This window comes from Streptomyces sp. SAS_272, from assembly GCF_052543235.1.
The window spans coordinates 21,233-43,375 of record NZ_JBMNDR010000034.1 but is presented as its reverse complement, the minus strand read 5'-3'; the positions used below and the strand labels follow the sequence as shown (position 1 = coordinate 43,375).

At 69.0% G+C, this 22,143-nt stretch carries 21 protein-coding genes and 2 pseudogenes; 9 read left to right on the top strand and 14 right to left on the bottom strand.

Translation table 11 applies throughout. From position 1 onward, the window contains the following. Positions 1-181: 181 nt before the first annotated feature. Entirely contained in the window at positions 182-1,183 is a 1,002-nt protein-coding gene (locus tag ACN6LD_RS20330; RefSeq protein ID WP_445043912.1) for a LacI family DNA-binding transcriptional regulator, read from the top strand. Between the two features lie 125 nt (positions 1,184-1,308). On the opposite strand, the gene ACN6LD_RS20325 is transcribed toward ACN6LD_RS20330, so the two are convergent. Further along, positions 1,309-2,238 (bottom strand): ADP-ribosylglycohydrolase family protein, encoded by a 930-nt coding sequence (locus tag ACN6LD_RS20325; protein ID WP_445043911.1) that lies wholly within the window; start codon positions 2,236-2,238, stop codon positions 1,309-1,311. 500 nt (positions 2,239-2,738) lie between these two features. Between ACN6LD_RS20325 and ACN6LD_RS20320 the strand changes: the two genes are divergently transcribed. Further along, positions 2,739-4,679 (top strand): alpha-L-fucosidase, encoded by a 1,941-nt coding sequence (locus ACN6LD_RS20320; RefSeq protein WP_445043910.1) that lies wholly within the window; start codon positions 2,739-2,741, stop codon positions 4,677-4,679. Between the two features lie 672 nt (positions 4,680-5,351). Here ACN6LD_RS20320 and ACN6LD_RS20315 read toward each other — a convergent pair. The 4 genes from ACN6LD_RS20315 to ACN6LD_RS20300 all read right to left on the bottom strand — a co-directional run bounded on the left by ACN6LD_RS20315 (position 5,352) and on the right by ACN6LD_RS20300 (position 8,860). Continuing rightward, positions 5,352-5,840: an SRPBCC family protein gene (locus ACN6LD_RS20315; protein WP_319196093.1), complete on the bottom strand. Its 489-nt coding sequence runs from the start codon at positions 5,838-5,840 to the stop codon at positions 5,352-5,354. A gap of 70 nt (positions 5,841-5,910) precedes the next feature. Then, positions 5,911-7,326 carry an RNA polymerase subunit sigma-70 gene (locus ACN6LD_RS20310; RefSeq protein ID WP_445043909.1) on the bottom strand — a complete coding sequence of 472 codons (1,416 nt, stop codon included), beginning with the start codon at positions 7,324-7,326 and terminating at the stop codon, positions 5,911-5,913. A gap of 387 nt (positions 7,327-7,713) precedes the next feature. Next, complete coding sequence (locus tag ACN6LD_RS20305; RefSeq protein ID WP_319196091.1) at positions 7,714-7,983, bottom strand: hypothetical protein; 270 nt, start codon at positions 7,981-7,983, stop codon at positions 7,714-7,716. Positions 7,984-8,647: 664 nt separating this feature from the next. Beyond that, positions 8,648-8,860, bottom strand: a complete 213-nt coding sequence (locus ACN6LD_RS20300; protein ID WP_445043908.1) for a DUF5988 family protein — start codon at positions 8,858-8,860, stop codon at positions 8,648-8,650. 329 nt (positions 8,861-9,189) lie between these two features. Between ACN6LD_RS20300 and ACN6LD_RS20295 the strand changes: the two genes are divergently transcribed. The 3 genes from ACN6LD_RS20295 to ACN6LD_RS20285 all read left to right on the top strand — a co-directional run bounded on the left by ACN6LD_RS20295 (position 9,190) and on the right by ACN6LD_RS20285 (position 11,382). Beyond that, a complete protein-coding gene (locus tag ACN6LD_RS20295; RefSeq protein ID WP_445043907.1) occupies positions 9,190-9,408 on the top strand; it encodes a transposase in 219 nt (72 codons plus the stop codon). A gap of 579 nt (positions 9,409-9,987) precedes the next feature. Then, the gene (locus ACN6LD_RS20290; RefSeq protein WP_445043906.1) at positions 9,988-10,302 is read left to right on the top strand and encodes a hypothetical protein; all 315 of its coding nucleotides are present in this window, start codon (positions 9,988-9,990) and stop codon (positions 10,300-10,302) included. Between the two features lie 9 nt (positions 10,303-10,311). Continuing rightward, positions 10,312-11,382: a M14 family metallopeptidase gene (locus ACN6LD_RS20285; RefSeq protein ID WP_445043905.1), complete on the top strand. Its 1,071-nt coding sequence runs from the start codon at positions 10,312-10,314 to the stop codon at positions 11,380-11,382. Positions 11,383-11,484: 102 nt separating this feature from the next. Here the strand turns inward: ACN6LD_RS20285 and ACN6LD_RS20280 are convergent, their stop codons facing one another. The 8 genes and pseudogenes from ACN6LD_RS20280 to ACN6LD_RS20245 form a co-directional block, all read right to left on the bottom strand. Beyond that, the gene (locus ACN6LD_RS20280; RefSeq protein WP_319196084.1) at positions 11,485-12,882 is read right to left on the bottom strand and encodes a hypothetical protein; all 1,398 of its coding nucleotides are present in this window, start codon (positions 12,880-12,882) and stop codon (positions 11,485-11,487) included. A 6-nt stretch (positions 12,883-12,888) separates the two neighbouring features. Continuing rightward, positions 12,889-13,656, bottom strand: a complete 768-nt coding sequence (locus ACN6LD_RS20275; protein ID WP_319196083.1) for a hypothetical protein — start codon at positions 13,654-13,656, stop codon at positions 12,889-12,891. A 31-nt stretch (positions 13,657-13,687) separates the two neighbouring features. Then, positions 13,688-13,960 (bottom strand): ABC transporter permease, encoded by a 273-nt coding sequence (locus ACN6LD_RS20270; protein ID WP_319196082.1) that lies wholly within the window; start codon positions 13,958-13,960, stop codon positions 13,688-13,690. A gap of 645 nt (positions 13,961-14,605) precedes the next feature. Beyond that, a complete protein-coding gene (locus ACN6LD_RS20265; protein WP_319196080.1) occupies positions 14,606-15,208 on the bottom strand; it encodes a hypothetical protein in 603 nt (200 codons plus the stop codon). Positions 15,209-15,589: 381 nt separating this feature from the next. After that, positions 15,590-15,982 carry a hypothetical protein gene (locus tag ACN6LD_RS20260; protein WP_445043904.1) on the bottom strand — a complete coding sequence of 131 codons (393 nt, stop codon included), beginning with the start codon at positions 15,980-15,982 and terminating at the stop codon, positions 15,590-15,592. A gap of 416 nt (positions 15,983-16,398) precedes the next feature. After that, a pseudogene (locus ACN6LD_RS20255) lies at positions 16,399-16,550 on the bottom strand (IS5/IS1182 family transposase); the annotation flags it as partial. Between the two features lie 325 nt (positions 16,551-16,875). Further along, positions 16,876-17,361, bottom strand: coding sequence for an aminotransferase class I/II-fold pyridoxal phosphate-dependent enzyme (locus tag ACN6LD_RS20250; protein ID WP_445043903.1), 486 nt, complete (start codon positions 17,359-17,361; stop codon positions 16,876-16,878). Positions 17,362-17,393: 32 nt separating this feature from the next. Then, complete coding sequence (locus ACN6LD_RS20245; RefSeq protein ID WP_319194257.1) at positions 17,394-17,930, bottom strand: aminotransferase class I/II-fold pyridoxal phosphate-dependent enzyme; 537 nt, start codon at positions 17,928-17,930, stop codon at positions 17,394-17,396. Positions 17,931-17,958: 28 nt separating this feature from the next. On the opposite strand from ACN6LD_RS20245, the gene ACN6LD_RS20240 reads away from it, so the two are divergent. Further along, the gene (locus ACN6LD_RS20240) at positions 17,959-18,351 is read left to right on the top strand and encodes a hypothetical protein (RefSeq protein WP_319194256.1); all 393 of its coding nucleotides are present in this window, start codon (positions 17,959-17,961) and stop codon (positions 18,349-18,351) included. A 262-nt stretch (positions 18,352-18,613) separates the two neighbouring features. Further along, the gene (locus ACN6LD_RS20235; protein WP_319194253.1) at positions 18,614-18,754 is read left to right on the top strand and encodes an N-acetyltransferase; all 141 of its coding nucleotides are present in this window, start codon (positions 18,614-18,616) and stop codon (positions 18,752-18,754) included. 36 nt (positions 18,755-18,790) lie between these two features. Here ACN6LD_RS20235 and ACN6LD_RS20230 read toward each other — a convergent pair. Then, a pseudogene (locus tag ACN6LD_RS20230) lies at positions 18,791-19,462 on the bottom strand (transposase); the annotation flags it as partial. Between the two features lie 227 nt (positions 19,463-19,689). Here ACN6LD_RS20230 and ACN6LD_RS20225 point away from each other — a divergent pair. Next, positions 19,690-21,312: an alpha/beta fold hydrolase gene (locus ACN6LD_RS20225; RefSeq protein ID WP_319194252.1), complete on the top strand. Its 1,623-nt coding sequence runs from the start codon at positions 19,690-19,692 to the stop codon at positions 21,310-21,312. Positions 21,313-21,360: 48 nt separating this feature from the next. Continuing rightward, positions 21,361-22,056, top strand: a complete 696-nt coding sequence (locus ACN6LD_RS20220; protein ID WP_319194250.1) for an alpha/beta hydrolase — start codon at positions 21,361-21,363, stop codon at positions 22,054-22,056. Positions 22,057-22,143: the final 87 nt, after the last annotated feature.

The window sequence follows — 22,143 nt, the reverse complement described above, 5'->3', positions numbered from 1 at the left end:
GCAGGGGACAAGAATGTTCTGCCGCGCACTACTAGTGCGCTCTAGTTGGGTAGTACGATGAGCCCTGTCCAAATGTCATGTCAATAGCTTGTTGCCGGGAGATTTCGCGCTCCGCCGCAGGGCGAACGCCCGTCGAAGGGGAAAATCACAGGTGAATGCATCGGCCAAGCAGCGGCCCACGATGGCGGATGTCGCCACGAAGGCGGGCGTGTCCAGGGCACTCGTGTCGATCATCTTCCGGGGGAAACCCGGGGCGAGTGCGGAAACTCGCGAACGCGTCCTGCGCGTGGCCGATGAGATCGGCTACCACCCGGACAACGCCGCCCGACTGCTCGCCCGAGGCCGCAGCCGCACACTCGGCGTGATGTTCACCGTGCATCAGACATTCCACTCGGACCTCATCGCGGCGATCTACCCGGAGGCCGAGAGGCTCGGCTACGACGTGCTGCTCTCGGCGTCGACGCACAGCCGCGGGGAGACCAAAGCGATCGAGGCGCTCCTCGGGCACCGCTGTGAGGCGCTGCTGCTGCTCGGCTCCGACGCGGAGGCCGCCTATCTCAACGAGCTCGGGCGCCGGGCCGTCACCGTCTCGGTCAGCCGCCAGGTGCCCCAGGCCTACGTCGACTTCGTGCATTCGGCCGAAGGCAAGGGCGTGCGACAGGCCATGGACCACCTCGTCGAACTGGGGCACCGCCGGATCGTGCACGTAGACGGCGGCCGGGGCCCGGGCTCGGCCGAACGGAGGCGGGCCTACCGGGCTGCGATGCGCCGCCACGGGCTGGAATCCGAGGCCCGCGTGTTCCCCGGCGACCACACCGAGCTGTCGGGCATCGAGACGGGGGAGCTGCTTCTGGCGGAGCGCGACCGCGGGCAGCCGTTGCCGACCGCCGTCCTCGCCGGCAACGACCGCTGCGCTTGGGGGTTGTTGATGGCCCTGACGCGGGCGGGGGTCGATGTCCCCGGAGACATGTCGGTGGTCGGATACGACGACAGCCATCTGTCCCACCTGATGCCCATAGGCCTGACCACCGTGCGCCAAGATGCGCTCCTCATGGCGGAACACGCGGTGCGTTTCGCTGTGGAGCGGCTGGAGAATGAGAGCGTGAGCCCACGGGAGGCTGTACTGGAGCCGAAACTGGTGGTCCGCGGAACCACCGGGCCGGTGCCTGAAGCCCGGGTCTGACGCCTGCCCCGACCGTGAGAGAGCCGACTGATTCGCCCGGGGCCGACGACGTCACGGACGACCGCATCGCGAGGCGACGGCGGCTGGGGGCTGGAGTCGGTGGAGAGTGCGGAGCAGCACCCGGGTCAGTCTCCGAGCCGGTGGGCGAGGTGGAGCAGATCTGCCAGGTGCAGCACCCGGCCGTCGAATCCCGGGAGGGGGACATGGAGCGGCTGGGTCCAGCGGGTGGGAATGGCGTCCAGCCCGTAGTACGCCCCTGCGAGGCCTCCGGTCACCGCGGCGACGGTGTCCGTGTCACCGCCGAGGTCGATCGCCGCGCGCATCGCGTCTTCGAAGCCTGAGGTGGTCCGCAGGGCCCAGACCGCGGACCCCAGGCAGGGCCAGACGGCGCCGTTGAACTCGGTCGCCTGGTCGGGATGCCAGTCGGCGGCGAGGACGGTGGCGTAGCGGTCGCGGTGGTCTGGGTGGACGTGAGTCAGGATGTCCGGGAGCGCGGTGAGGGGGTCGCTGTCCTCGAAGGCGATGCGGACGAGTTCGTGGAAGATGGCGGTGCCTTCCCAGGCCGCGCGGTCGCCGTGGGTGAGGGCGGCGATGCGCCGGGCCGCGTCCATGGTGGCTTCCCGGCCGGCGGCTGCGAAGTGGACCGCGGAAGTCGACGCCCGCATCAGGGAGCCGTTTCCGGCTGCTCGCCGGTTGACCTGGAAATGGATCGCGGCGGCGACATCCCAGGGCATGTCGTTGGTCAGGACGTCTTCGGTCTGCAGGCCGATGTCCTTGGGCTCTGATGCTGCCCACCGCCGGAAGCGGGCGAAGACGTCCGGCAGATCCAGTCCGCCCCGCTCGAGCAGGGACTCCGCGACCAGGACGGCCATCTGCGTGTCGTCGGTCGCCTCGCCGGGGTCCCAGCCACCGCCTCCGCACATCTCGCCACCGCAGCCGGGGGCGGGGAACCGCGCGGAGAAGGCTCCCTGGGGACCGAACTCGAAGGGGCCGCCCAGGGCGTCACCCACCGCTGAGCCGACGATCACGCCGGCGGCCCGCTGAATCCGATGCATCCGCGCAGGTTATCTGCTCCGCGCAGACGGTCGTTGACCTGTTGCTTCTTCGGCTCTCGAACTCTCGGTGGCGGGCGCGTCATGTGTCAGGGCCGTCTGAGAGATGCGGGGTCTCGGGTGCAAGGGGGTGGCGATGGAGGCAAGTGCGTCGACGTCGTGAACGCCTCGACCGCCAATGGCGCCCGCCTCGTTCGGTGGACCTGCGGTGACGGCACCTACCGTCGGCTTCAGCGGCCCGCGGAGTGAGACGGGCGGGTCCGTCGGGCGGCCTGCGTGGAGGGAGGCAGGCCGGCGAGACATGCGATGTTTAGCTAGGGACAAATTTCTTTTTCTTCTCAAAAGACGCAAACTGCCGCCCTTTGAACCGTATTTCATCCCTGCACACCCGTTGACATGGACGGGTTGCATGGCCGAACTTCGTTCGTAACATCCGGCACCCCAAACCCAGGAGTACTCGCGCCCGGGCCTTGGCGCCGCGCCCCCTCACGTAGGAGTGCCCCATGTCGTCAGGAAGACTCTCCCGCCGCACGCTGCTGAGCGCCGCGGGCGCCGCCGTGGCCGCGACGGCGCTGCCCGTGGTTCCCGCGTTGTCGCCGCTGCTGGCTCGGGCGGCCGCCGCGGACGTCCAGAGCAATCTCGGCAACCTGGTGAACATGCGGTTCGGCATGTTCAACCACTTCAACCTGGGGACCTTCACCAACGAGGAGTGGGCGGCGCCGAACCAGAACCCGGCGTTGTTCGCTCCCACAGCGGTGGACTGCGCGCAGTGGGCCGCGGCGGCCAAGGCGGCGAAGATGAGCTACGGGGTGCTGACCACCAAGCACCACGACGGCTTCGCGCTGTGGCCCAGCGCCTACGGCACGCAGAACGTGGCCAACAGCTCCTACAAGCAGGACGTCGTCCGGCAGTACGTCGACGCGTTCCGCGCCCAGGGGCTGCGGGTGGGCCTCTACTACTCGATCTGGGACCGCACCTACAACGTGCAGGCCTACGACAGCCGCCACGGCGTCCCCGCCGAGCAGGAGATCCAGCCCGCTGATCTGACCTTCGTCCTGAACCAGATCACGGAGCTGCTCACCGACTACGGCACGATCGACATGTTCGTCACCGACGGCTACGCCTGGCAGATGGGCCAGCAGGCGATCTCCTACCAGCGTGTCCGGGAGCACGTGAAGTCGCTCCAGCCGGACATCGTCATGATCGACCACGGTGGGCTGTCGGTTCCCTTCCTCGGTGACGCGATCTACTTCGAGGAGCCGTTGGGCATCACGGCTCCGGCGGGCAACACCCACGCGGCCCTGCAGGGGCAGACCATCAGCAACGGGTGGTTCTGGCATCCCTCCACGCCCACCGAGGCTCTGATGAGCAAGGCGGCGATCCTTTCGCACCTGGCGGATCTGGAGCCCAAGTACACCTCGTTCATCCTGAACTGCCCGCCCAACCGCAATGGCAAGCTGGACAACAACATCGTCACCCGGCTCGCCGAGGTCGGCGCCGCCTGGAGCCCGAACGCCTCCCGCCCGCCCCTGCCCGCCCAGATGCTCCGGGCCGAACACCCCGTGACCCCCGTCAGCGCCTACGCCACCGGCTTCCACACCGGTGAGGGCCCCATGAACGCCATCGACGGACTCAGCGACAAGGCCTTCGAGACCTGCTGGTCGACGTGGAGCCTGGCGACGCTGCCCCACTCGATCACCATCGACCTGGGCGGGGTATGGAGCAACATCTCCACCCTGGAGTACCTCCCCAAGCAGTGGAACCGCAGCAACGCCACCGACGGCGACATCACTTCGTACACCATCTCCACCAGCGCCGACGGCACCGACTTCACCCTCGCCACCAGCGGCGCCTGGGCCGGTGACCGCGCCACGAAGGTGGCCGAATGGCCGGCCAGGAACGCCGGGTACGTCCGCATCCAGGTCAACGCCGCCACGGGCGGCTACGCCAACATCGGCGCCGTGAGGATCGGCGGCCGCACAGCCAAGCCCGCGCTCCTCTCCTCCGTTCTGCCCGGCAACGGCACGGTCTACCGCATCGTCAACCGCAAGAGCGGCAAGGTGGCCGACGTGTACAACTTCGGCACCGCCGACAAAACGAACATCCAGCTGTGGCCCTGGCTGAACAACACCGCCCAGAAGTGGACCTTCACCTCCACCGGAGACGGCTACTACAAGATCAGGAACGTCAACAGCGGCAAGCTGATGGAGGTGGCCGAGCTCTCGCGAGTGGACGGAGGGAACGTCTCCATCTGGGGCGACGCCAACGTCCCCCAACAGCACTGGGCGGTCACGCCGACCGGTGACGGTTACTTCTACCTCACCAACCGGCTGAGCGGGCTGTCGCTCAACGTCGACGGCGGCTCGACCGCCGACGGGGCCAACATCAACCAGTTCACGTACAACGGCGCGGCCGAGGAGCAGTGGCAGATCATCGCGGTCTGACGATTCCCGACGGCGGGCGACGCCTTCGCCGACGTCCGCCATCGACCGCTCTCCGTACGGGACTTCAGCGGCGCGGCCGACGGGGACCTCGACTCGGGGACGTCACCTGGGCTGACGTCGAGCACTTGGGCGTCCTTATCCTCCCACTTGCGTTCGTCACGGTTGGCGGAGGCGTACATGACGGCGACACGCGCGCCCGCAGGGACGGTGACGCCGTCGCAAGCCCATTCCCTGGTGGCCAGCCCGCTGAAGACAGTGACCGGAGCCATGAAGGTCACCGCGGCGTCTTCGTCGATGTCGCCGGCGTCGACCGCCTCCCAGACGCGGGCGCCGAGACCTCCTTCGGCGAGCTGATCCCTGGCGGCGGTCGTCCTCACGTAGTGCAGCAGGGCCTTTTGCTGCGGCATCGCGGCAGTGGTCCGCTCACCGGTCGGGCCCAGGCCCATGAAGGTGGAGGCGTCGAACTCCAGGATCCGGTCGCGGCCTCCCAGGGGGAGGCCGATGAGGTCGGCGACGAATCCGGAGATCCGGCAACTCAGCTCCGTCTCATGAGGGAGCGCGGCGTCATCCCCGCCCTCTGACCCGGACAGCGGCTGTGCCAGACGAGAACGTCCTCTCGGCGAGGAAGCCGCCGCGTGGGGGACGGCGTGTGGTGGACGATCAGCAGGGTGCTCAGCCGACCAGCTTCGCCAGGTTCGCCAGCTCGTTCTCTCGGCCGGCCGTGAGGCGCTCGGTCCACTCCTGGTCGTGCAGCGCGTCCATCGTCATCGTGACGTGGACGCCGTCGCCGTCGTCCGTCGGCGTGAGCTCGATCTCGGTCAGGAACTCGTACGGCGTGACGCCGGGCATGAAGTCGGCGAGCGTGGTGTAGGCGAGGCGGCGCCGCGGTTCGACGACGGTGAACGTCTTGTGCGACGTCGTACTCAGCGGCAGTCCTGCTCCTTCCATGAAGGCCACCTGCTCCGGGCCGGTCGCGGTCATGGTGTACGTCAGGGTGCCGCCGGGGCGGGGGTCGAGGACGTCGACGTGTACCTCGAAGCCGTCCGGCGCCCACCAGGCCTCGATGCCGGAGGCGGTGGTCCACAGCTCCCAGATCCGGGTGTCGGAGGCCGGGTAGTCGCGCTCGATGGTGACCTTGCGGGGCTCGGGGGTCGCGTTCATGGTGTCCACTCCTGTGCTCGGCTGGTTGTGTTTCGCTTGTCGAGGGATTAGACGTACGCCGCGCGGTTTCTCACCGGTCGCTGTCACGGGCCGCCAGCGTCAGCGGCAGCCCACACGCGGCGACCAGGTGCGTCTCGAACGTCGTGATCTCGACGATGTGCCCGGCCTCCACCCGCAGCACGTCGAGCATGTGCGCGCGGTAGACCGACGTCCCGGGACGTTGCACGTACCCGGCCACCGCCGGCATCCGGTTGGCGGCGGTGGCCACGAAGCGCCACCGGCCGAAATAGCGCGGCGACGCGGGCTCGAAAGCGGCTGCGACCTGCGCGAGGATGGCCTCGCGCCCGGTAAACCAGACGGCGTTCGGCGGCATGGTCAGGACCGCGTCGGCGCTCAGCAACTCGGCCATCATCGCGAGGTCGGCGTGCTCGGCGGCCGTGATGTATCGCTCGACGATGTCCCGCTCCTGGCGGGTGCGCTCGCCGACGGCCCACTCGGTGCGCCGGGCCGGAAGGCGATCCCGGAGCGTCTGCCGAGCCCGCTGCAGGGCACCGTTCGCCGCGGCGACGGTCATGTCGAGGATCCGCGCGGTCTCGTCGGCAGGGCGGGCGAGCACGTCGCGGTAGATCAGCACGGCGCGTTGCCTGGGCGGAAGGTGCTGGATCGCGGCCAGGAAGACGAGTTCGAGCGTCTCGCGGGAAACGGCGGCGGCCTCGGGAGCCTGGGACTGGTCGGCGGCCGGAAGTTCGTCGAGGAGGTCGTCGAGGTCGCGGTCGGGGTACGGCTGAAGCCACGGCAGACGGGACGGCGGGTCACCGGGGCCGGAGTCTACGCCCGGGACGGGCGCGTAGCGCTGGGGACGGCGGCTGGTGCGCCGCAGATGGTCCAGGCACACGTTGGTGGCGATGCGGTGCAGCCAGGTCCGGGTGGCCGAGCGGTGCTGGAAGGAGGCACGGTCGCGCCAGGCGCGCAGAAACGTCTCCTGGAGGAGGTCATCGGCGTCGTCGTAGGAGCCGACCATGCGGTAGCACAGGAGGTGCAGGTGACGGCGGTGGGAGGCCAACAGAGCGGCGAAGGTTTCTTCGGTCAGGTCGGCGTGGTCGGAGTGGCCGGCGTGGTCTGCGCGATCGGGCTGACCTGCGTGATCGAGGCCGGCCGCGGCGGCGCCGTCGCCCGCCACGGGCTTCGCTGCGGTCTCCACCTCCGCCCGCGCCACTCGCCGAAGCTCCCGCACCACTGCGGTGAGCGCCTCGACCTCCGTGCGGAAGACCGCCGCCGGGTCCAGCACCATCTTCCGCGCCCGGCGCTCGACGTCCGCGACCAGCGTCGCCGCGTCGTCCTCGCGGCTCGGGCGGCGGCGCTCCCGGTAAGCCCGCTGTCGGCAGCCCGCAGAGCAGTACGCCGCCCGGCGTCCGCGTTCGTGGGCCGGAAGCCGCGCGCCGCACATACGGCAGCCGCCGTCGCCGCCCGTCCGTGTCCGCTCCATTACGTCACCGTTTTCGTCGTTACGAAATACGGTATCGGCCTACGGTCAGCCCCGCCACAGCCCTGCGGTTACTGAGTGCGACTCCGGCCATACCAAACCATGCGTCGTGTTTGTTTTGCGGGGCGGGAAAAGAGTCACGAAGGATCTTGTAGTGCTTCATGCGGACGAAGGCGTGCTCGTACCGCCCTCTGACCCAGCGATGCTCTACGTTGCCGGCTTCCTCGCCGGCTGCTTCATCCGTAGCCCCGTGAACGTCTCCACCCGCAGCAGCCCCGTGAACGTCTCCACCCGCAGTAGCCCCGTGAACGTCTCCACCCGCAGCGACTGGGCCCTCGACGCCCCATGGACGCAAGGGGGATGCCAGATCAGGGCGTTCGGCAACACGCTTCAGACCTGCAAGGCCCACCGGGAGCGCATGAAGAGCCGGCGCCCGTGCTCGACGGAGAGATCCAGCTGCATCATCGTCTCCGGCGTGGCGATCGCCCGGACCATCAGCATGTTCAGCTGGGCGACTGCCTCGGGCAGCTCGTCGTACCGGTGTCGGAACCGCGCGTCGCGGCCGGTGTACCCGTCGACCCACCCGGTGGCGGCCTGGTGGGGGACCACCCCCGGCAGGAGCTCGCCACGGTCGCGGGCCTCCGTCAACCATCCGTCCACCAGCGGAATGTACGTGTCCCACAGAAAACCGTAGAGATCATCGAGGCGTGCAGGTGGAGGCCGGCGAGGTAGCCGTCCGGGGTCATGTCGTATCTGGTGGCGGCCGACGGGCCCAAGGACCCGGATCTTCTCCAGCACGGGGATGAACTGTGGGCTGTCGGCCGCCTGCCCGGCGGTTTGCTGGTCTGCCCGTCCCGCGAGCGTCCCAGGAGGGCAGCGTCCAGTCGGAGCTTTCGACGGCGCCGGACGCGTCGTCGTCGCTCCCTCACGGGTTCGGCTTCGGCGTCCTGCCCGTTCAGTTCTCCCGAGCCGCGCCCTTTGACCTGGCCTCCCCTCCTCGGCGCCAGCCTTCTCCAGGGCGGTGAGCATGTCCTCGCTCATGTGCATCCCGGCGGCGTCGTGGTGAGCACGTGCAGTGGTCGAGTCGATGCTGACCAGTGGCAGATCCACGCGCCCTGAAGGCTGCGAGCGTTTCCTGCGGTGGGACTTGTTCGTCCCCGGATGGGGCTGGTCCGGTTGGGCTGCCGGGACGTCTGGGACGGGGTCGGCCTCGCCCGGGGCGGTCTCTCCGGGCGAGGTCTCGCGAGGGGCGGGAATCGTGGCGACGGGAACCGTGGCGGGTGGGGATTGGTTGTGGGTGTCGTCTTGGGGTGGTTGGTGGGAGTTATTCGGCGACGTAGGTGTAGCCGCTCCAGGTGTAGACGTGGAGTTGTCGGTCGTTGGCGGTGATGGTGGTGTCTGTGGGTTCGAAGTGTTCGTAGCGGTTGCCCTTGAGTATTTTGACTTTGGTGGTGGTGTCGGCGATGAAGCGGATGCGGTCTTCGTCGGTGAGTTGGAAGGCGGGTCCGCCTTTGAGTATGGCGTTGGGTTGGTGCATGGGGCGTCTCCTTTGGGTGGGGGTGCGGGTGCGAGGTGTGTGGGGGGTGTGTGAGCAGGATAGGAGGGGGTGCTAAACCGGGTCTTAAGAGACTGTCTAAACTGGGTTGTTCACTAGGCCGACGGTGGTGGAGTGTGCGGTGTCGGATGGTTTGTGGGGGTTGTAGTAGTGGTGGGTGGGGACGGCGGCTGGGGTGTGAGAGGGCGGCACATGGCCTGATGTCCGGTTACGTCATCGGCGATCGCGTGACTGCGGGGACTCTCGGCCGGTCGCGGGCTTGGCTGTGTTGAGGTGGCGGGGTGAGCGATCGCAAGCCCTGCAGGAGCGACTTGTCCGACGAACGCTGGGCGTCGATCGAGGCCGTGACCACTGCGTGGAAGGCGAAGCACCCCTCCGTCAGCGGCCACCAGGGCAAGTACGAGATGCGGGGGATCGTCAACGCGCTGCTCTACCAGTCCCGGACCGGCCCAGTGGGAATCCCGCCTCACGACCTGCCACCACCCGGCGCGCCTCGAGCTGTGCGGGAGGCCCCGCTTTCCTGCCCGTAGGCCACAAGATCACCCGACCGAGTCGACGACCTCGAACTCACGCCCACCAAGCTCTATAGAGCAACAGCTTCTTACTGTTCCGCCCTGCTCGACCGCTGCATCCAGATACCCCCATCCGTCCTGCAACGGCTCCTCGGGGTCAGCGCTTTCGCTGCCGAGCGGTGGGCGGCCGGAGCCGTCAGAACCGCCTGCGCAGCCGAGGTGGCCCGCCGTTCGGAATCATGACAGTCATGCAGGGAAGAGTCGGATGACCGCCATCCACGGGAAATCGCCTGTCTTGTGAGTCGCGCGAACACTCCAGCGTCCTGCGGGCACAGGAATGCGGGCCTGCTCTGGCAGACCTCCCAGGTCCGGGTACTCCACGGCGAGGTCCGCTCCGGCCTCGGCGGAGTCCAGAAGAACCGCTGATGGAGGGTCTCCACAGCCTGCTGAGCCGCGTGCCCGAGTCTCCCCTTGACGCCTTCTACGACGGAAGAGCACGCTGAGAGTACGAGGTACACATCGGACATACACCTACGCCGGCAAGTGCGTCGTCGACACCGCCGAGGTGAGTGCGACGGCGCCCGGGAAGTGGCCGCCATGTCCAGCGAGAACAACACCCTCCGCGTCCGTGTCACGGCCGAGGACGCCGACACGCTGCGAGCACTTCTGCGCGAGGTCCGGCCCGACGTCGGTGGCGGGGTCCGCCGGAGTGAGGACGGCACCTTCGGCATCGACGCCTACGTGTCGCCCGAGCAGGCCGAGGCGCTCGACCGCGAGGGCGTGGTGGTCACCGTCCACGACGACGCCACGGCCACCGGCAGAGCCCGCCAGAGCGAGGTCGGCGAGGGAGACCGGTTCGCTCCCGAGGACGCGGTTCCGCACGGACTCGCCCTCAAGGCGACGCACGCCTAGGAGGGACACATGCCGTATCTGAACGTCACCGAGGTCGAGTCGGCCGTGACCAGTCTGGCCGCCGTCTACCCGGCCGCAGAGCTCACCGAACTCCCCGAGCCCTCCGTCGAAGGCAGGACCGCACACGCCCTGAGGATCGGTACGGGAGGCCGGGACGTCAACGACGCCGTCGTGCTGATCGGCGGCGTGCACGCCCGCGAATGGGGCAGCTGCGAGATCCTGGTCGACCTTGCGGCCGACCTCCTGGAAGCCCACCGCGACGGCACCGGACTCACCTACGGCGGCACCGCCTTCACGCCCGCCCAGGTGCGCGGCATCCTCGAGGGGCTCGACGTCGTCGTCTTCCCGTTGGTCAATCCCGACGGCCGGCACTACAGCCAGACCGTCGACCCCATGTGGCGAAAGAACCGCAACCCTGCGCTGTCCGGCGGCGACCCGGCAGGAGTCGGCGTCGACATCAACCGCAACTACGACTTCCTCTTCGACTTCGGGACCGCGTTCCACCCGGCCGCTCCGGTGCGGGTCTCGACCGACCCGGCAGACCCCCAGCAGGTGTACCAGGGCCCCAGCCCCTTCTCGGAACCCGAGACCCGCAACGTCCGCTGGCTGCTCGACCGGTTCCCGCGCACCCGCTGGTTCGTCGACCTGCACAGCTACTCCGAGGACATGCTCTTCGTCTGGGGCGACGACGACAACCAGTCCCTCGACCCGAGCCGGAACTTCCAGAACCCGGACTTCGACCACAAGCGCGGACTGGCCGACGACCTGCTGTACGGGGAGTTCGTGCCCAAGGCCGACGCCGACGACTCCGTCGTCCTCGCGGAACAGTTCAGCCGGGGCGCGAAGGGCGTACGCGGCAAGGACTACACCCCGATGCCCGGCTTCGACCTGTACCCGACCTGCGGAACCAGCGACGACTACGCCTACGCGCGCCATCTCATGGAGTCAGGCAAGGGCAAAGTCCTGGCCTTCACAGTGGAATGGGGCAAGAGCTTCCACCCGCCGTGGCCGGAGATGGAGCAGATCATCCTCGATGTCGACGCCGGCCTGCTGCAGTTCTGCCTGACCGCTGTCACCTAGCCAAGCGCGTGACCGCTCTCGCCCGGCCCCGGGCGAGAGCGGTCGGTGACGTCCGGGCCCGACGCCCGGGCCTACGCGGCGCGGTGGAAGAAGAACCCGGGCCTACGCGGCGCGGTGGAAGAAGAACGGGTCGATCGACGGCGGCACACGCGTCACGTTGTCCAGGTCGAACAGCTGGTGGCTGACGAAGTCGGCGTGCCGTTGGTACGTCACTCCCTCGGGGAAGTCGGCGGGGTCGGGCGTGTTGTTGCCCGAGAACACCCCGTAGAAGTCCCGGCCGACCGAGAGCAGCCGGATGTAGTCGCCCAGGTACGGCAGGAAGTGGGCCCGCGGCACGTCCGCCGGCGCCTGGTGCAGCGTGTGGCGCTCCGCCGGGGTCTGCCAGCCGTCGCCGGTCAGCTCCAGCGTCGTCACCCACTGCCCTTGCTTGAACTGTTGGTACGCCAGCCCCAGCAGGGAGTCCGTACTGACCGCGAGCGCCGGGTTCTTGGCGTCGGTGACGGTGCGGGCATCGGCCGACCAGGTCTGCCCGTGGTCGGTGGAGTGTCGTACGTGCAGCGTGCAGCCGACCCCGGGCGCCGCGCCGCCGCGGTCGCACCAGGCCACCCACACGCCGGCCGGGTCCGTCGGGTCCACCGCGATGGCGAGATCGCCGCCGAGGCGCTCCTGTCCCATGGAGGCGTTGAACCTCTCGGTGCGCTCTGCCACCACCCGCTGGCCGATCTCGGAATCCTCGGCGTCCTTCAGATCCTGGAACGGGTTCGGCCCTACGCCTCCCTCGTCGTCACGGGTGACCACGACGTCGAACGTGATGTTCAGGATGTCCCCGCCGGCTTCGCCGACGTCGCGCCAGCTCTCGAATGCCGCGTACACCGTGCCGTCGGGATGCAGAGCGATCCGCACCGGCGGCCCGTCCTGGCCGGACGGCGCGCGCCGCTCGATCACGCTGGGCTTGAACCCGGCGGGCGCCGACGCCGTGCGAGCGTTGTCGGAGACGTCGACGGCGGCGGTCTGCGGCTGCCGACCCAGGTCATTGTTGGCGACGTAGACGCGGTCGCGGGTGCCGTCGTGCAGTCGGACGCTGCCTGCCACCACCCACGGCTGGTCCGGCCTGTCCCGGGTGACGAGGACTTCCATGGGAGCCGTCGAGGAGATGCCGGGGGAGCGCAGGATCTGCATGCGGGTCGCCTTGGCCGGGTGCCGTCCGCTGAGGATTCCCGCGTACAGGGCGCCGCCCTCGGACGCGAACCCGACCGAGATGTCCCCGGTGCCCGTGAGGGCGGTCGCGCCCGGGACGATGCTCCTGAGACTCCAGGTCTGCCCGCCGTCGGTCGACACGTAGATCGGGGCGAGAGGGCCTCCCATGGGGTCGGGCGTGAACGCGGTCGCGACGATCTCCGAGGGGCGTTGGGGATTGACCGCGAGGTTGGGCTCAGCGTCCTGGCTGCGGTCGCCGCTCAGCGCGGCGGGAGTGATGTTGACGACTTTGAGCGTGGGCATTCCCGCTCACCTCCGTGCCGCCTGCAGCGTCTGAAGTCTCTGCACCGGCTGGTAGTCATCGGGGTGAAGGATCTGGAACGGGGCCCACTCAGCCAGCGCTCCCTCGGTGGCGTGCAGCATCCACAGGCCCTCCTGCGAGGGCTGTGGCTTGGGCGCCTGGTACCAGTGGAAGTCCCGGCTGTTGGGATAGAGCACCGTGATCCGCCCGGGAGCGAGCTCCCCCTGCTCCACATGAGACACGTCGAGCTGCGCGCGCCACCAGTCGGGGGCGTGCTCGCTGAACCTCTCGTCGGGGGCCCGTCCGCTGCCCGCCTGCTCCAGGCCCACGACCACGGCGATCACGACCGCGTCCGCCTCGTCTGCGTGCGTGACCATGCCCTCGTCCTCGATGTCGCGCTCGAGCGCGGAGAACGGCATCGCATCGGCGGTCCTGGCGACCAGGGAGACGTTCGGGGCCACGGCGTCGGCGGGCAGGCGTCCGACCTCCCGGACGGCGAGCCCTTCGCCGTAGGCCATTCCGTCGGTGAAGAACGCGGCCGCGTCGCCGACGGCCGGCGGATCGAGATCGTCCGACAGCTGAATGGTGACCTCGCTTCCCCCGAGCCTCGTGAAGGCGTCGGGCGCGTGCAGCACCGTGTCCACCTTGACCACAGCCGTGCGTTCGCCGGCCGGTACCTCCGCGAGGCGTGTGTCACCGACGCGGGTGACCGTGCCCAGGAAGCTCAGCGGAGTCCGCCGGACCAGTCCCAGCACATCCTCAGGACCATCGGGCATGACGGTCCTCCTCTCGCCTCAGCCGGCCGCGCTACCGCGAGGCGTGCGCCGCGGCCGGGTGGGTTCGCCGCCACTCCGTCCGGGCGCCGAGTGCGCACAGGACGGTGACCAGGGCCGTGACGGCCACGATGAGCCACTCGACGGCTCCGCTCCCGGCGTCGGGCTCGACGCCGAAGAGCATTTCGATCCAGTCGCGCCAGATGAGCGTGATGAGGAAGAGCAGTCCGGAGAGGGTTCCCAGGGCGATCTCCGCCCAGAAACGCCTGCGGACCGGCCGCTCCTCCTGGAAGGCGTGGAAGCCCATTTGGAGCCTCCCTTCTCTGCCCCCGGGGACGACCCGTCGGGCCGCTCCGGGCGGATGCCGGGCTCGCGACAAGGGCTCGGTGCCGGAGCCACCGCGGCGCCGGGCACCCTCGGCGGGGCGAGCGGACGCAGCGGTGCTCGACGTACACCTACGCTGCACACGTACTGCGTATACCAGTCTCCGCGCCCTCAACGCCCAGGTCAAACGGGTCTCTCGCCGCTCTCGCCGCACCGGGAAGCCGAACGAACTAGCCCTGCCGGCTGAGCCGGCGCAAACCTCCGCACAGCGCCGCCACGGACCGGGAGCGCTCTCCGCCGTGCGGACGGCGTCGAAGCGGGGACGCTCGACGTCCTTGGCGTCGACGTTCCGTCCCGGCGGCCGCATGCCGCGGGAGGCGGTCGCAGCGAGTGGGGCAGTTCGTCGGGGGAGAGTCGGGACGGTTCAGGGCTCCTGGACCGGCAGGTCGAGACGTCGAACACCCCACCGGCACGGGAGCCCTGTCCGTTGCGTGGGCGACGCCGTATGGCGCGGCTGCAGCTGAGGTTGGTCCGGCCCGGAGTTCCTCGTCCTCGACGCCCGTGGCGGGTTACCGCGTCCATCGGGCCTTGGGGCGTAGCCCTGAATCGCTGGTTCGACAGAGGACGGTCAGTACTTGGCAGCGAGACTTACCTGGGTGTCGCCGCCGGCCCCTTCGAGACGCCATCGCAGCCACTTGCGGTCCGGCGCGTTCGTGTTCACGGACAACCAGTGTCCGGGGACGACGGTGCCGTGCCAGTTCTCCACCCAGAAGCACTCGTGGCCGCCTACACAGAAGGGACCGACGCAGATGCACTCCCACACGTCGACGAACAGGGTGCCGTTGCGCGAACCTTCCGCTCCGACCATCGCAATCCCGGTCCCGTAGCCCACGGCGTGGTCCGTGCCGCAGATGGCCCAGTCCCAGCCCTGCACACAGGCTTGGGAACCGTTGCAGAAAGTGTCCTTGAACCAGCTTTGTTCGCCCGTGGTGCGGACGATCCCCTCGCTGTAGCCGGCCGGTTCGCCTGCCGAATGCACTCCCGCCTCGGGTGGGGGCGCGATGTCGCCGGTGGTGGCGGGGAGTTGGTCGACAGCGCGTCCGCCTTCCACGATCGCCCGCACTCCGGAGGGAAAGTCGAGGATTTGCAGGGCGTGGTCGTCCCCCAGATCCATGGTGGTGCTGGCTCGCGGCGGAAGCCCGCGCTTGATGCGACTGTTGGTAGTGGTCATCGCAGCTTTCCTCCCTGTAACACCGAAGCGCGCCGGTGATGCGATCGGCAAAGGCGGGTGTGCTGAAAGGAATTGGGGAGATCGGCAGGGGCCCGGCCCGGTCGCGGACTCACGCCCGTTCGTCTCCGTCATTCTTCAGTCTGGCACGCGGCACGCCCACTGTCGTGTCGGCCTGCGGCCGTTCGTAGTTCACCTGCCGCTTGCTGCGCGGCGTGACGAGCGGCCAGGCAAAGCGCGGTCTCGACGGCGCGGCAGGAGCCGTGGCGGCAGCTTCGGGTCGAACACCGCCGCCTTGACGTGCGTCGGCGAAGCCTGCGGGGACATCCTCCCGCGACAACCAGGCCGCCCTCACACCTTCGACTCGGAGCGGACGAGGGCAGGTCAGGCCGTACTCTTGTCGTGGTAGTGGCGGACGATCTCGTCGAACGCGGCTCGGCCGCCGTCGTCGAGGCGGTAGGTGTCGCGTCGGGGGAGGGGCGGGCGGGTGCAGCCCGGCCCGTGGACCTGGCTGTCGGAGTGCTTCCAGAACCGGCAGCACGGCGTGAGGGGCCGCACCTGCTCGCCGGCCTCCAACTGTTCCGCGCGGTGTGCCTCGGCCCGCGCGCGGTGGTGCGCGCTCCGGCATACGGCGTCGGCGGCGAGCAAGCTGGGCGCGGCCCAGACGACGAGGATCCCGAGCAGCCACTCGTGGTCGGCGAGGAGCCAGGCCGCGGTCGCCAGTTCGATGAGGGCCAGTGCGCGGCAGGCGCGGGCGAGGGTGATGTGTCTGGTCACGGATGGCTCCCGGTCGGTGGGCTTTTCCTGATGCAGTTGCGGATGCCCCGTCCGGCCCGCGTCAGCCCCTCGGTTCGCGCAGGCGCCGACACGAGAGAATCATTGCGAGCTACTCGTTCCGGCCTGCTCGCTCTCGACCGACTGGTCAGGGAAGCGCCTGATCACGACCGGCGGCCACGGCCAGCAGCCCGCAACCTCCTCATACCGCACCTCACCGGACCGGACCCGCCCGCCCCACCCGTTGCGCATGCTCGCCGAAGGCACTGCCGCGGCCCGGATCCATCCGCACGCCGTGGACGGGCACGCATTGCTCATCCCCGCGCGTAGGGCCGTCAAGAGCCGGGGCACCTTGGAGGTGATCGACAGCCACGACATCCTGATCGTGCACGTCGATCAGCAAGGTCTCTTGTCCCAGCGTCGAAACCAGGCGGGCGGCCACCGGAGCGGCCTTGCGCAGACAGAGACCGATCTGGTCGGCGGGCTGAGGGATGACCGCAGGGGTTCCGCGTCGACGGAGGCGCCGACGAAAGGTGCGGGGAGAGTAGGCGCGATCCGCGAGGACGACCGAGGTGGGCTTGATCCGCTTTGGTCGACATCCGAGATCAGGAGCTGGCGAAGAGAGCTGGTTTCGGCGCGGGCGGCGGCGGCGCGTCGGCTGCGCCTTCTACCTCGGCGCCCACAGGGTTGACGCCACCCCCACTGCTAACTGTTGCGGGTGATGACGTTGTTGACGCTCATGCGATGGGCGCGGGGCTGTGAGTCCCGGTAGCGCCTTGTGCGAGTGCCTGTTCTGCCTGCGCGAGTCTGCGGATTGCCTGGATCAGTCGACTCCAAGGGAGGGTGTACGGCAGTCGGATGTTGCGTTCGAACGCGCCTCCGATCCCGAATCGTGGTCAGGCCGCGATGGTCACTCCGTGGTCAGGCGGCATGGCTGCCAGCCGTGAGCTGACGGGTCCGGGGAAGGTAGCCCATAGCCTCACACCGCCGGCGGGTTGCAGGGCATGGATATCCGGCAGGTGCTCGGCGAGCGCTTGCCGCAGGGCGTCACGTTGCGACCTGAGCTGCTGGAGTGTGTCCGGCCGCCGTGTTTGGTGCTCGTTCAGGAGGACGGCTGTGGAGAGTTGTTCGACGACGGGGGTGCCGAGGTCCGTGGTGGGACGGGCTCTTTCGAGGCGTTCCAGGAGAGAGGGGAGGGCGCGGATCCAGCCTATGCGTAGGCCGCCCCAGACGCTCTTGGACACAGAGCCGATGCTGATGGCTGCTGGCAGGTGCAGCGCGAGGGGTTCGGGGCTCGGAACGTCCAGAGCCAGATCGCCTATGGTCTCGTCGACGATCGTGGGACACGCGAGCCTGAGCTGTTGGCGAACGCTCGTGGGCATGCACATTCCGGTCGGGTTGTGAAAGTCAGGTATCAGGTAGGCCAGGTTCGCGGCTTGCCCTGCTGCTTGGAGTTGCTCGTGTCCCAGCCGGAAGACGTCACGGCGACGGGCAGAAGGCGGGCGCGCGCTTGACTGAACGTCGTGATCGCGTGCGGGTAGGTCGGATGGTCGATGAGGACTGTGTCGCATGGCGACAGGAATATGCGCGTCAGAAGAGCGAGCGCGTGCTGTGCGCCGTTGGTGACCAGGATGTGATCGGGCCGGGTGGGCAGTCCTCGCCGCTGATACCAGTGGGCGACTGCTTGACGCAGCTCCGCGGTGCCGTACCGGTCGTAGCCATGCCGCTCGAAATGTCGTGGCAGCTGTTCGAGAGCGGTCGCGAACGCAGCGTGGAGGATTTCGACGGGCGCAGCCGGCGCGGCAAAGGACAGGTCGATAGTCTCTGCGTCCGTGCCAACCGGGTGCTCGGACGTGGTGTCATCAGGCAGTCGTACCGTTGCCCTGGTACGCGCCGCTGCGGCACCAACCGGATCACCAACATCGTGAAGGCTGTCGTCGTCCTTCACCACGCCTCAACCTGAGGTTGAAAAGGACACCATGAGTTTTGACATCTTCGTGTGCCGGTTCGAGAACGGTGAGCCGGCGCCGCTGGACATGAGTGCCGCGCACGAGGTCCTCGACCCCTATGCGGTGGTGCGGGATCCCGAGACGGACTTCCTGCTGGTGAATACGGCGGAGGGGGAGGAGGCGGGTGTGTACTTCAACAGCCCGACCGGCATCACCTTCAACCGCTTCGGAGGGGACGGGATCATGGACCTCCTGGCCGTCCTGCTGCGACGGCTGGATGCCGTGCTCGTCGTCCCGGGCGGGCCGACCATGATCCAGCGGGACGAGGACCGCGAACTTCTGCCCGCCTCCCTCAGGGACGAGTGGCCCGTCGTCGTGGCCCGTACCGGCGCGGAGATCGACCGGGCGATCCGGGCCTCCTGAAACGAACGGGCGAAGGGCACGTCCCCGGTGCATGTCAGAGGAACGCCGGCGTGCCCGTCTGTCGATTCCTGGCGCGCACGATCTCGTCGCGCTCCTCGGCGGCCTTCCGGTGGGCATGGTCAGCGGAGTGCCGGGCGAGGGAGCACGGAACGTGGAGTTGATCTCGATGTGGGGCAACCCCACGGCTCGGCAACGGCGTTGGTGACTACCTGATCCGGGCGGTCGAGCGGTGGGGGCCGAGCGCGGTGCCACGACGCTGCGGTTGTCCGTCATGCCGGGCAACCGCAAGGCGATCGCGCTCTATGAGCGGCACGGTTTCACGGACACGGGTGAGCCCGGCGATCTTCTGCCCGACGGCGTTGGCAGGGAGCGGGTCATGGCGGAGAGCCTGGCCGCCGTCTGATCTCCACATCCGGGCACGGCGGGATCCCTCACTCGGTCAGGCTGCGGCGCCGAGGGGGCGTCCGCCCCGGAGAATGCCCTTCTCGCTGCGGATGCGGATGCGGATGCGGATGCGGATACGAATGCGGGCGCGTTCGCGGCGCTGCGCGGCCAGGACGTCGGGGTGGCGGGGGTTCTGGTTGCGCCAGCGCAGACAGCGGTGAAACTGGCGGGTCTGGACGGTGTGGTTGGGGTGGTCGGAGTTGGAGAGAGTGAGCTGCCGCAGCGGCCCGAAGTGTGCCTCGATCGGGTTGGCCCAGGACGCGTTAGTCGGGGTGAAGCACAGCTCGACCTTGTTGCTCGTCGTCCAGCGGCGCCTGCTCCCGTTCTTGTGGGCGGAGAGATTGCCCAGGACCACATAGATCGGGGCGCCGTCCGGGCGGCCCGCACGGATGCTCTTGAGCGTTGCCCAGGTCGGGCCGATGCCCCTTGCGACGTCTGTTGACGCCCCCCGCAGGGTGACGTCGCCGTCGCAGTGGCAGCCACGGAAGTAGCGGGTGCGGTGAGTGCGGTGCTGAGTCGCCGGCAGCCGGTTCCGCCTGCTCCGCTCGGCCCAGCAAGACGAGGCCGTCGGGCGGATGCCCAGCGGTCCGAACTCGTCGAAGGTGAAGGCGAAGGCGAAGGTCCGGTCCGGGCGCTCGTGGAGCACGTACTCGATGCGGTCCAGCTTGAGAGCTCCATGAGCGTGGAAGCCGGCCCCTGTCACGTTCCCGGAGGGCACTGTGGAGCTGACTGATCCTCACGAACCACGCGTCACGCGACTGCACCCAAGCCTTGGGCAGCCCCCGCGCGCAGTACGCCGCCGTACTCCGTCGCCGCTCGAAGAGCGGAGACCAGGGTCGGATGCTTGCGGTGACACTCTCGAAGAACGGAGGCCACGGCGTGAGTGAATAGGGCATGCTCTTCGACTTCACGCACGACCACGACGGTGAACGCTTCAGCGGTGTGTACGGCGGTGATCCATCCGGGGTCACTGCCGTGGTGCTGCATGGCGCAGGCGCCAGCAGCACGGAGCGACTCCTTCCTCTGGTGCGGGAGTTCGTGGCCCACAACTGTCGAGGGGTCGCCTTCGACTTCTCCGGGCACGGCGAAAGCACCGGCAAACTGAGCGAGTTAAGCCTGCGGCGACGGTTCGAGCAGGCCGTCTCGGTGATCGATGCATACGCTGGGGCGGACAGGCCGCTGATCCTGGTCGGGTTCAGCATGAGCGGGCAGACGGTGGCGGATCTCGTCCGGCACTACGGGGATCGGGTGGCCGCGCTGGGGCTGTGCGCACCCGCTGTGTACACCGCCGAGGCGTGGGACGTGCCCTTCGGGGACGGGAACGGCCGGTTCAGCGAGATCATCCGGCGGCCGGAAGGCTGGCGGAAGGCGCCCGCGCTTGAGGTGCTGCGGGCGTACGAGGGCCGGGCGGTGCTCGCCGTGCCGGGCACCGACGCGGTGATCCCGCCCGCTGTGACCGAGTCCGTGCAGGATGCGCTGACCGCGCGCGCCCAGTACACGCGGTTCGAGCTTCCGCACGCGCAGCATCAGCTGGGAATGTGGTTCCGCGATCACGGCGACGACCGGCGGGCGTTCGTCGAGGCGGTGATGACCGGTCTCGATGACCGTGGCTGGACGGCCACGCGTGCGTGGGTGGCCAAGCAGCTCGGCCACGGCCGGTCAGTCGCCGACTCGCGTCTGCTGTCCGGGGGCTGGAGCTCCCAGATGCGCCGGCTCACGCTCGACGACGGCACGGACCTGGTGCAACGAACCTTCGTGAAGCCGTTCTTCCGCCACGCGGGGCCCGGGCTGCTGGCCCGCGAGGCGGACGTCCTGGCGCTGCTTGCCGGGCAGGAAGGCATCCCGGCTCCCGGCTTCGTCGCCGTGGACGCCACGGCCGAACACTGCGATCACCCGACCCTGGTGATGTCCGCGCTGCCGGGCCACGTCCGCGTCGACGAGGACGACCTCGACCGGCGCCTGGACTTGCTCGCAGCCCAGCTCGTCCGCGTCCACGGCGTCGTACCGGCCGAAAGACCGCGCACGTACCAGGCGTGGACGTCACCGGAGCGTGTCCGCACCCCGGACGGTCCCCTGTGGGAGCGGGCCGTGGCCGTGCTCCGCCGCGACCCGCCGTCGTACGAAGGCTGCTTTCTGCACCGCGATTTCCACCCCGGGAACGTGCTCTTCACCGGAGCCGGGCCCGAGCTGCGGATCACCGGCGTCGTGGACTGGGTCGAGACCTCGTGGGGTCCCGCCGACCTGGACGTGGCGCACTGCTCGACCGCGCTCGCACTGCTGCACGGACCGGCGTACGGGCTGAGCTTCCGCGAGCGGTACCAGGCACATGGCGGCCGGGACCTCGCCGACGGCCCCGACCACCTGTACTGGCGGCTTCTCGACGCGCTGCACTACTGCCCCGACGCGGCGAAGCCGGCCGGCCCGTGGCGTGAACTGGGGCGGGACGATCTGACGTCCGAGGTGCTGGCAGAACGGCTGGAGGCATACGTGGACGGACTGCTGCAACGATACGGCTGACCGGCCCTGGACCACTCGTCTGAACCCGCCCCGAGGAGGCATAACGCATTGGCCGCAGTGGTGCTCGTCCATGGCCTGTATCACCGTCCCGAACACTTCGCCCTGGTGGCGGAACGCTTGCGAACGACAGGAACGGAGGTCGTCGTTCCCGAACTCCACAGGGGCTCTTTGCCCGCTGACACAGCCGCGGTCCAGGCTGTCGTCGACTCGCTGCCGGAGCCTCCGATTGTGCTCGGTCACTCCTACGGCGGGTCAGTGATCACTGGGCTGCGCGGGGCGCGACACCTGGTCTATCTGGCGGCCTTCGTGCCGGATGTCGGCGACAGCGCGGCCGGTCTGGGCGGCGCGTCCCCGCAGCTCCGGGACGCGATCAACTCTGAGCCCGACGGCTCGACCGGCCTGCACCCCGACCGGGCCGCCGACACCCTCTACGGCGACTGCCCCGAACCTCTCGCCGCCTGGGCGGTCGGGCTCCTGCGTGCGCAAGCCCCCGGCTGCGGGCGAGGCATCCCAGAGCGCCAGAGCTGGAAGCACGTTCCCTCCACCTATGTCGTCTGCACGCAGGACCGGGCCGTCGACCCGGCCCTGCAGCGGAAGATGGCCTTGCGCTGCACCGACGTGCGCGAGTGGGAGACGGGTCACTCCCCGTTCGTAGGAAAGCCCGATCTCATCGTTGAACTCCTGCAGGAACTGTTTGCTGCCAATTCTTCGCGCCACGCCGCTGCGTACGGCCGATCGTCGTGACCTCGACCGACGGTTTCTCCCTCCCGGCCCCGATCATCTCCGGCAGAGTGACCGATCGGCGGCCCATTTGGTGGGGACGTGTCATTG